Annotated in this window: 6 protein-coding genes and 2 pseudogenes; 7 read left to right on the top strand and 1 reads right to left on the bottom strand. The window is 49.8% G+C overall.

From position 1 onward, the window contains the following. Positions 1-343: 343 nt before the first annotated feature. The 6 genes and pseudogenes from BLP80_RS16735 to BLP80_RS13510 form a co-directional block, all read left to right on the top strand. Positions 344-451, top strand: a pseudogene (locus BLP80_RS16735) (hypothetical protein); the annotation flags it as partial. 133 nt (positions 452-584) lie between these two features. After that, positions 585-890, top strand: coding sequence for a hypothetical protein (locus tag BLP80_RS15980; RefSeq protein ID WP_218120459.1), 306 nt, complete (start codon positions 585-587; stop codon positions 888-890). Positions 891-1,019: 129 nt separating this feature from the next. Further along, positions 1,020-1,583, top strand: coding sequence for an HdeA/HdeB family chaperone (locus BLP80_RS15750; protein ID WP_176754378.1), 564 nt, complete (start codon positions 1,020-1,022; stop codon positions 1,581-1,583). Positions 1,584-1,930: 347 nt separating this feature from the next. Next, the gene (locus BLP80_RS13520; RefSeq protein ID WP_090544096.1) at positions 1,931-4,378 is read left to right on the top strand and encodes a plasma-membrane proton-efflux P-type ATPase; all 2,448 of its coding nucleotides are present in this window, start codon (positions 1,931-1,933) and stop codon (positions 4,376-4,378) included. 137 nt (positions 4,379-4,515) lie between these two features. Beyond that, a pseudogene (locus BLP80_RS13515) lies at positions 4,516-5,396 on the top strand (IS982 family transposase). Between the two features lie 819 nt (positions 5,397-6,215). Further along, positions 6,216-6,437, top strand: a complete 222-nt coding sequence (locus tag BLP80_RS13510; RefSeq protein ID WP_090544094.1) for an IS3 family transposase — start codon at positions 6,216-6,218, stop codon at positions 6,435-6,437. A 58-nt stretch (positions 6,438-6,495) separates the two neighbouring features. Here the strand turns inward: BLP80_RS13510 and BLP80_RS13505 are convergent, their stop codons facing one another. After that, positions 6,496-7,047, bottom strand: coding sequence for an HdeD family acid-resistance protein (locus tag BLP80_RS13505; protein WP_090544092.1), 552 nt, complete (start codon positions 7,045-7,047; stop codon positions 6,496-6,498). Positions 7,048-7,266: 219 nt separating this feature from the next. Between BLP80_RS13505 and mgtA the strand changes: the two genes are divergently transcribed. Then, complete coding sequence (gene mgtA, locus BLP80_RS13500; protein ID WP_256325111.1) at positions 7,267-9,846, top strand: magnesium-translocating P-type ATPase; 2,580 nt, start codon at positions 7,267-7,269, stop codon at positions 9,844-9,846. The last annotated feature ends 335 nt before the right edge of the window (positions 9,847-10,181 follow it).

The raw sequence follows: 10,181 nt of genomic DNA, 5'->3' as shown, positions 1-10,181 counted from the left end.
GTATTCCTTTGTATATTGCTTCCTCATTACCATTACTTTCTCCAGTTAAGCTATTTTCTCTTAACTGGAATGTCCGGATTCATTAAACCAGGTCAATTGCAACGGGTCGATAGAAGGCATCGAGTGACGGCTCCTTGATCTGTTATTCCTGTTTCCGTCTTATGTACGCTGGTGCACAGACAGGTTTGGACTGGAAGCAGAGAATATTGCAGGGTTGGATATTCCCCGACAGATGTCAAGATTCGTGAAGGGTAAATGAAATGGTGGAGACATAGCAAAGAGCACGACTCGGTGGCTCTGGATCCGAGGCGTATCACACAAGACCATAACAAGGAGGAAAACCATGGCTGAAAATAGCGCTGTAGTTGGGATATACAACTCCCACACCGAGGCAGAAGCGAGCATCAAAGAACTCCAGCGGTCGGGATTCGACATGAAGAAACTGTCCATCGTGGGCAAGGATTATCACACCGAAGAGCACGTCGTCGGCTACTATAACGCCGGTGACCGCATGAAGATCTGGGGCAAACTGGGGGCCTTTTTGGGGCGGCTTTTGGGGCTTGCTGTTTGGGTCGGCGTTTTTCATGATCCCAGGTATCGGTCCCCTTGTCGTGTTCGGTCCGCTGGTGGGTTGGATTGTCGGAGCACTGGAAGGCGCTGTGGTGGTGGGTGGCTTGAGTGCATTGGGCGCCGGGCTGTACAGCATTGGCATTTCCAAGGATAGCGTCGTGCAGTACGAGACGGCCCTCAAGTCCGACAAGTTCCTCGTCATCGCTCACGGCACAGTGGACGAAGTGGCCAAGGCCAAGAGCATCCTCGAGACGACCGGCGCGACACAAGTCGCCGCTCATTCAGGATTATCGGCAACTTGGCACGGCGGGCGGGAGTAGTTATTCAATTAGCAAACATCGTGATGCAAGGAAAAACGGAATGGTGCCAGATAAGACGCTGCTCCCCTTCGCCGAGTCAACGTACAATTTGTCTCGATATATTTTAACTGTTGTGAATAGGAGATGAAAATGAAAATCAACGTAACGATGGCTGTTCTGAGTGGTGTGTTGCTGTCTGCAACCGTGACCACTCCGGTCTTGGCGGGGGCAACTCACAAGCCAGCCAAGATGACATGTGAGGAATTTTTGGCGCTTGACGATGTGGTAAAACCAAAAGTGGTTTATTGGGCTGAAGGCTTCAACAAAAAAGGCGAGCCGACTGACTTTGGACTTGATGTAGTTGAAACAGACAGGTTAGTTCCCGTGCTTGTTACAGAATGTAAAAAGACACCCAAGCATTCTTTTCTGAAAAAAACAAAGGAACATTCAGCAGAAACTCAGAAGCCGGCAGCAACTCCAAAAACGGCAGCAATTCCAAAACCGGCCAACATAACATGCGAGGAGTTTCTGGCGCTTGACGATGTGTTAAAACCAAAAGTGGTCTACTGGGCTGAGGGCTTCAACAAAAAGGACAAGCCGATTGAATATGTACTCGATGTCGATAAAACAGACAGGCTTGTTCCCGTGATTGTTATAGAATGCAAAGAAACACCCAAGCTCTCTTTCTGGCAGAAAATCATGAAACACTTTTGATTTAAATGTAAAAGTTTGAACAAGCCAAAAGGATCATCCATTATTGACCGGGCCCACAAATTGTTACAAACGGTATATTGGACGAGGGGATCTTGGAAGTAAGCTCTGACGTGCTCGTGTTGCTCCGCCGGACCGAGCTTTCTTGCATCGTCCTTTTTCATGCGTCATCAGACCTAAAAAACACATGAAATTCAATCTATTTGTGGACCCGATCTATAGTGAAATGGCCAAACTATTTCCTGCTTTATTGGAAGTAATTTGCGCTTGTTTATTCAATCTGGGTTTTCCATTAGAGAATTTTCAGGGTGAACAAATTAGAGTGAATTTGTTATGGTCTCCCATTAACCATGCCAACCACTGCTAAGCCTCCTGACATTGCCTTCGTCTCTGTTTCTGCCACGCTCGTGGCGCTTGATGTAAACTCAGAAACAGGCCTTACCCACGCCGAGGTGGACAGCCGTCGGCAGACGCACGGCTACAACGAGATTGTCGAACAAAAAAGTCACCCGGTTCTGATGTTTCTCGGCAAGTTCTGGGGCGTGTCGGCGTGGATGCTGGAACTGATCATGGTGTTGTCGGCTATCCTCGGGAAATACTCGGATCTGCTTGTGGTGAGCGCGCTGCTGGTGGTCAATGCCGTGCTGGGCTTTATGCAGGAGCATCGGGCGGCCGGCGTCGTCGAAACTCTGCGCCGACACTTGCAGGTCAGCGCCCGGGTGCTACGCGAGGGAAGCTGGCAGCTCGTCCCCGCCCGCGAGCTGGTTCCCGGCGACATCGTCCGCGTGCGTCCCGGCGACATCATCCCGGCTGATATGAAACTCCTCGCCGGGGGGGTGAGCATCGACCAGTCGGCCCTTACCGGGGAGTCACAGGATGTCGACAAAGCTCCGAGCGAAGTTCTATCGTCGGGATCCATCATCCGCCGCGGCGAAGGCAACGGCGTGGTAATGCTGACCGGGGCGCAGACCTACTTTGGTCGCACCACGGAACTCGTGCAGAAGGCGCGCCCGAAACTCCACATCGAAGCGGTGGTAGCCAAGGTGGTCCGCTGGCTCTTCGTCATCGTTGGCGTGCTGTTGGCCGTGGTGTTCGTACTGTCCTTGATTCGCGGTGCGCCACTCCTTGAGGTGGTTCCGCTCATGCTCGTGCTGCTGATGAGCGCGGTGCCGGTCGCTCTGCCTGTCATGTTCACGGTCAGCATGGCCGTCGGGTCGAAGGAACTGGCGAAACGCGGCGTGCTGGTCACCCGTCTCAGTGCTGTGGAGGATGCCGCGACGATGGATGTGCTGTGCGTCGACAAGACGGGCACCATCACCATGAACCAATTGGCCGTTACCGGCGTGATGCCGCTCGATGACGCGACGGAAGCCGACGTACTATTCGTCGGTGCACTGGCGTCTCAGGAAGCCAACCAGGATCCGATTGACCTGGCGTTCCTGGCCGCAGCAAAAGAGCGGCACGTCTTTGCTAATTCAATTGCGGTCACGCCCATCTCCTTCGCGCCGTTTGATGCTAGAAACCGGCGCACGGAAGCCGTGATCGAACAGAACGGCCAGCGGCTGCGCGTGATGAAAGGCGCTGTGCGTACCGTCGCCGAAGCCTGCGGACTTCAGCTTCCGGCGATAGAAGCGTTGGAAACGCGGGTCAGCGAATCGGCCCTGAAGGGCTATCGGACCCTGGCGGTCGCGCGCGGTCTTGCGACAGGTAGCCCCACATTGCTCGGATTGGTGACGTTATATGACCCGCCACGACCGGATGCCAGGCAACTCATCGCCACACTGCACGACCTCGGCGTTCCGGTAAAGATGCTCACCGGCGACGCACTGGCGGTCGCAAGTGAAATCGCCCACGGAGTAGGATTGCCCAACATCCGGCGCGTGGCGGACCTCAAGGCCACGGCAGCACAGGCCGACAACGAGGCGGTTGACCTGTTGGCGGGCGCCGATGGTTTCGCCGAAGTCTATCCGGAGGACAAGTACATCGTGGTGCAACATCTGCAGGCTGCGGGGCACGTGACCGGCATGACCGGCGATGGCGTGAACGATGCGCCGGCACTGCGCCAGGCTGAAGTGGGCATTGCCGTCAGCACTGCGACTGATGTTGCCAAGGGCGCCGCGAGCGTCGTCCTGACCGAACCAGGGTTGACGAACATCGTGGCACTGGTTGAGCAGGGACGAACGATCTACCAGCGCATTCTGACCTGGATCATCAACAAGATCAGTAGGACGATCCTGAAGGCGGCCTTCGTCGCCATAGCGTTCGTGGTAACCGGCAAGTTTGTCGTTTCCGCCTTTGCCATGCTGCTGCTAGTCTTCATGACGGACTTCGCCAAGATCGCCCTGGCGACCGACCACGTTCGACCTTCCAATCAACCGGAGACATGGAACATCGGGGGGTTCGTCACGGTTTCCGTGGTGCTCGGTGTCGCGATGGTCGCGGAGTCGCTCTTCCTCTTGTGGATCGGCTGGTCTCATTTCGGTTTGGCGATCAACGACAACGCCCTCTACACCTTCAGCTTTCTGACACTGCTCTACATGGCCGTGTTTTCCATCGTGTCCGCCCGGGAACGTCACTTCTTTTGGGCGACGATGCCCAGCAAGACGCTCTTGATGGCCATTGTAGTAGTTGCACTCACAGGTACCGTCCTGACGTTCATAGGTCTCCCAGGGCTCATGCCAATACCCTGGTGGCAAATACTCGCGATTTTTGCTTATGCTATGGTGTCGTGTCTGGTCTTGAATGACGCCATAAAAGTTGCGATGATCAAGTGGCGTGCCCTCAATGCGACAGACTAGCTAGCGAGAAATAATTAACGTGAGCTCGGCGTAAGAAAAGCAGCAAAAAGAACCTGAATTCCTTATTGGGGTATGAAGTCTTATTATGACGAAGCTATTTTGGAAAAGGGTTTCACCACGAGAGGAGCCAGATTCTTATGGATACTATAGCGATTTTTTGTGCGATTGACGACTTTTGTCAGAGGTTTGAACCGTGGTGGGAGCAGTGCTTGTTGGAGTTGGCGCTGAAGCGACGTCGGCGGCCAAGGGAACTGTGTCTAAGCGAAATCATGACAATCCTGGTGGGGTTTCATCTGTCGGGTTACCGGACTTAAGTCCTATTATCTGGGCCAGGTGTTGAGGATATTAGCGGCCCTATTATCCGGGGTTAGTAAGTTACAACCGCTTTGTTGAGCTGCTGCCAGGTAGCCTGATGCCTTTGTGCTGTTTTCTGGTTAGCCGCTTTGGGCGCTGCAGTGGGATCAGCTTTATTGATTCGACCAAGATCAGTGTGTGCCACAATCGCCGCATTGGGTCGCATAAAGTGATGGCAGAGTTTGCTGCCCTGGGAAAGACTAGCGTGGATTGGTTTTATGGGTTCAAGTTGCCCTTGGTCATCAATGACCAAGGGGAATTGCTGGGAGTGAAAATCACGGCGGGCAATATCGACGACCGTGATCTGGTACCGGAGCTGGCGCACTCTTTGTTTGGGAAACTATTGGGTGACCGTGGTTACATCTCTCCGCCGCTCTTTGAGCAACTCTGGGAGCAAGGTGTGCAACTCGTTACCAAGGTGCGTAAGAACATGAAAAACAAACTATTGCCATTGTTTGACAAACTCTTGTTGCGTAAACGCTCGATCATTGAGACTGTCAACGATCAATTGAAAAACATCTCACAAATCGAACATTCCCGCCATCGCAGCCCATTTAACTTCTTTGTTAATTTGATAGCCGGGCTAGTGGCTTACACCTTCCACGAGAAGAAGCCTTCCCTTAATATTAGATTTTCTCAGGCTCTTCCAGCTGTGGTGTGGTGATTCTAATGTCGAACTCACGTTAAATAGTATCGTCACAAAAATGTGATTGAGTAATAATATAGTTCTGATTATTAAGGTGAGCTGCTTTGATGCTCACCAACACCACGACATTTCCGATACATATGGGCAGCTGCTGGAACCCATCTTCCAGGGCATGAGAGTGAACCACTAACTGTCTATAATTGAGGCACCGCTAATTTATGTTAACCTGTCAGGATATAGCATAGTTTTCCACAACCTTACCCACTGATTTTGTGATTAACTGGCAATCCTGTTTACTCATTTGGCACTGCCAATTGCGGCCATATATTCAGAATAGAGCAGCTCGAACGGATTTTTTAACCCACTCTTGTGATCGTACAGGCGGCCTTAAAATCGACAATCTGGCGCTTGTACCTGTGTAAGTATCGGCCAGTTATAGCGGATAGCTTTTACTGACGGTAGAAGCACATTCTGCAGCTTGAGTGAGGGCGGCACGGGATTCGCTGCTGAAGTTATTGTCCTCACAGCATTTAATGGCCTTTAAGACGTCACGGAACGCTTTCACGGGTTTCCGGCGATAGAATAAGTGATCAAACCATCGCGTAGTGCTATCTCGGGGCTTCCATAACTCATATCTGAATGTTCACGGACACCTTCCGGTGTATAGATTATCCACTCATAAGAACAATTCTCGGGATCGCCAACTACTTCAACACGGTCTCTTATTCCGACAGGGATCACATGAAGTATCTGGCGGTTAGTGGTGTAGTTGAAATAGGGCTGAGGCATTTTGTTGTCAAATTGCTTTATCAAGGATTCTGAGATGTGTTGTTAAATATGGACTCCATATTTGACAACACATCTCATGCACCGACCGAACGATTTTTTCGTAGCCTGAAGCATGAACAACTCAATTACGAAAAATTAAAAACTAAAGAAGCAGCGAAATTGAGCGTAATCGATTATTTGGCTTTTTATAACGGTCGCCGATCACACTCGGCATTGGGTTATCAAACCCCGATCGAGTTCGAGCGAGAATTTTTTAACAACGCTGCTTAATCCGTTAGATTTCACCTTTGTCAACAGACCTCAATTCCAAAAACAATGACTCGCAACGCTAGGCATTTTCAATTTCCATAATTTTAAAGCCTAACAATAAGGCCACCATGCCATTTACTAATAAATTGATGCCAACAAGTATACCTAAAAAAATTGCAGATTGTTGCGGCCAACCGGTTAACAATATCATTGCAATTACAAAAGATAATATTCCACTTAGTAGTGCCCAACCAATTTTAGAGACATTACGCCATCGCCAGGAAAATACAATTTTCATTATCGCTTCGACTAAAAATAGTAGTCCAATAATAAAAGCTAATGCTTGTATACCTTCAACTGGACGCAATATTAACCATAATCCAACTAATACAAAAAGAAGCGCCCACGGAAGCTTAAACCAGAACAGTTTATTTTTCCGCACAGTTAACGCAGCCACCAGTTGAGTACACCCTCCCACAAAAAATAACCATCCCAGTAATAACTCAATTGCAATACTCGCTGCTGCTGGCACAATCAAGACAGCAATACCTCCCAAAAGAAAGGTAACACCAAAAATCATAAACCACTTAAAAGTTGATGGTGAGTTCAGTTGATTATTCGTAGTTTGCATTATGTAATCCTTATGTGAAAAAGCTTTAGATATAAGCTATCACCACCTCAATTATCCTACGATAATTGGCGATAGGACAATTTTATAGAATTTGTAAAAGGGACTCGGCAATGTGTCCGACTTCATCTGATCATTACATATAGACATGCAATCCTATATCACACACTTTAATTGGAGTACTATGAATAATATCGAGTTCCGGGTTAACGATGAGATGGCATGATGGCAACAGTTCCAGATAATCAAGCATGGTGGCTCAAACCTCTTTCAGAATGCCAGAAAGAACTAGCCAGTAATTCCAACGGATTATCCAATACCGAGGCTCTGTCTCGTCTTAGCAAATTTGGCCCCAATCTCATCCGTGATCACCAGGAGCGGTCCTTATTGCTGCAGTTTCTCTCCCGCTTCAAAAATCCACTGGTCATCCTCCTTCTTGTAGCCAGCGCGATCTCAGCATTTACCGGTGAAATGATCAACTTTCTCATTATCACGGTAATGGTGCTATTTAGCGTAACGCTAGATTTCGTTCAGGAGCACCGTGCTAACAAAGCAGCGGAAAGCTTGGGCCGCTCAGTCTCATTGCGGACCTTAGTGATACGTGACAATAAACCATTGGAGGTATTGGTAACTGACGTGATTCCTGGCGACATCGCTTTGCTCTCCGCAGGAGATATGGTTCCAGCGGATGGCTTCGTGCTGGAAGCGCATGATCTTTTCGTGAAACAGGCACTGCTGACTGGCGAACCTTACCCGGTGGAGAAAAGACCAGGAACACCTGCTGCCGATACTAGCGATCTACAGGGTGCTTCTAACGCCGTGTTCATGGGCACCTCAGTAATCAGCGGTAGTGCCAGAATGCTGGTGGTCAAAACAGGTGCTTGCACCGCGATCGGAGCTATCGCCGATAGCATTACCCGTCAGCCACCACCAACGTCCTTCGAGATCGGTACACACCGCTTCGGTCTGCTCATTATGCGCTTGACCATCCTATTGGTACTGTTCGTCTTGCTAGTAAATGCACTCATGCATAAACCCTTGCTGGAGTCATTTCTATTTGCAGTGGCGCTTGCTGTGGGCCTGACGCCGGAACTATTGCCGATGGTGGTGTCTGTAACCCTGGCACGGGGCGCACTTTACATGGCAAGGAAACGAGTAATCGTCAAACGCCTTCCTTCCATTCAGAACCTGGGATCAATGGATATCCTTTGCACGGATAAGACCGGCACGCTGACCGAAGCGAAAATCCGACTGCAGCAGCATGTAGATCCACAAGGAAATTCTAGTGCGCGAGTGCTGGAACTCGCCTATCTCAACAGCTTCTTCGAGACAGGTCTGAAAAGTCCACTCGATGAGGCAATTCTTAGCCACGAAAATATCGACGTGAGCGCCTGGAAGAAGATCGACGAAGTTCCCTTCGACTTTGAAAGGCGGCGTGTGTCGGTCTTGCTGGACAAAGGTAATAGTCGATTGTTGGTGGTCAAGGGTGCCCCTGAGGAGATTATCGGTCTCTGCACTTGCTATGAGACAGAGGATAATAAAGCCCAAATTGCACTAGACCAGGCTGCACGGGAACAGATACACGGAAAATATGCCGATCTCGAAAAAGAGGGTTTCCGTGTACTAGGCATTGCCTGGCGCGAAGTTCCGTTGAATCATCCCCATGCTGTAATCAGTGACGAAGCAGAACTCGTATTTGCAGGTTTTGCGGGCTTCCTCGATCCACCCAAGGAGAGCGCTAGCGCCGCACTCGCCGCACTCAAGGAGAGTGGCGTAACTGTCAAGATTGTCACTGGTGATAGTGAACTGGTGACACAACATGTCTGCACTCAGTTGAATATTCCGGTAACAGGGGTATTAACTGGCAAAGAAATTGCACAGATGGATGATTCGGCCTTGCGGATCAGAGTTGAAAATGCAAACTTGTTTTGCCGGGTCAATCCCTCCCAAAAAAATCGCGTGATATTAGCACTCAGAGCACGCGGCCATGTAGTAGGTTATCTGGGGGATGGCATTAACGATGCTCCGTCACTTCACTCAGCAGATGTAGGTCTGTCGGTAGATTCCGCAGTCGATGTCGCTAAGGAAGCGGCCGACATGATTCTTCTGGACCATGACCTAAATGTTTTGCATGACGGTGTATTAGAAGGTAGACGCACCTTCGGCAATATAATGAAATACATCATGATGGGCACCAGTTCCAACTTTGGCAACATGTTTAGCATGGCCGGCGCGGCACTATTCCTGCCTTTCCTGCCAATGCTGCCAACCCAAATATTGCTCAACAATATTTTGTACGACCTTTCCGAAGTGCCGATCCCCCTGGATAAAGTGGATCCTGAAGAACTCCGCAAACCAAGGGAGTTGGATATAAATTTTATCCGTAATTTCATGCTGGTGATCGGGCCTATCAGCTCGGCGTTTGATTTCCTAACCTTCTATGTCATGCTCACAGTGCTGAAGGCTGACGAAATGCTGTTCCAAACTGGTTGGTTTGTTGAGTCTCTATCCACTCAAGTATTGGTAATCTTCATTATTCGCACCCGCGGCAATCCATTCAAAAGCCGCGCCCACCCTGTCCTGGTCGTCACTTCCCTCGCTGTCGTGGTGATTGCTGCTATCTTTCCTTTTACTCCTTTAGGGACGTACTTCGGTTTCGTTCCACCGCCCGCCCAGTTCTATTTCATTCTAGCAGCGATGGTCGTGATCTATCTGGTAATGGTCGAAGTGGCCAAGAGAAGTTTTTACCGGTGGTATTACACATTCGGCAAGCCGAAGGAACCTGATAATAGATCAGATTGAAGAAACTTAACTCAAGTTTAGACATTCAGCATCAAAAAGGCTGCCATTAAGGCAGAAAAAAAGTAGCGATACGAGGCGTGAAATTATTCACAAAATGAGCAAAAATCACTTGACAGAAGGAAGGTTTGCGCGGTCTCCGCCCTGCATACGCGGGTTTTTGGCGTACGCAGGGCGGAGACCAATGAAGGAGTTCTTACTCCTCAATTGGCTTCCTATGTCCTACGCTCAAACTGTCCGTCATTGCCTGTCAAGCTGGATTACCCATCTACTTACCGCTGTACCCATGCGTTCTCGCGCTACTTTCGTCGAACTGCTGTGTGGCTGTCTGATTTCTC

The sequence above is a fragment of the Nitrosomonas sp. Nm132 genome, assembly GCF_900100485.1.
Taxonomy (GTDB): Bacteria; Pseudomonadota; Gammaproteobacteria; order Burkholderiales; family Nitrosomonadaceae; genus Nitrosomonas.
This window is presented reverse-complemented; position numbering and strand designations above follow the sequence as displayed.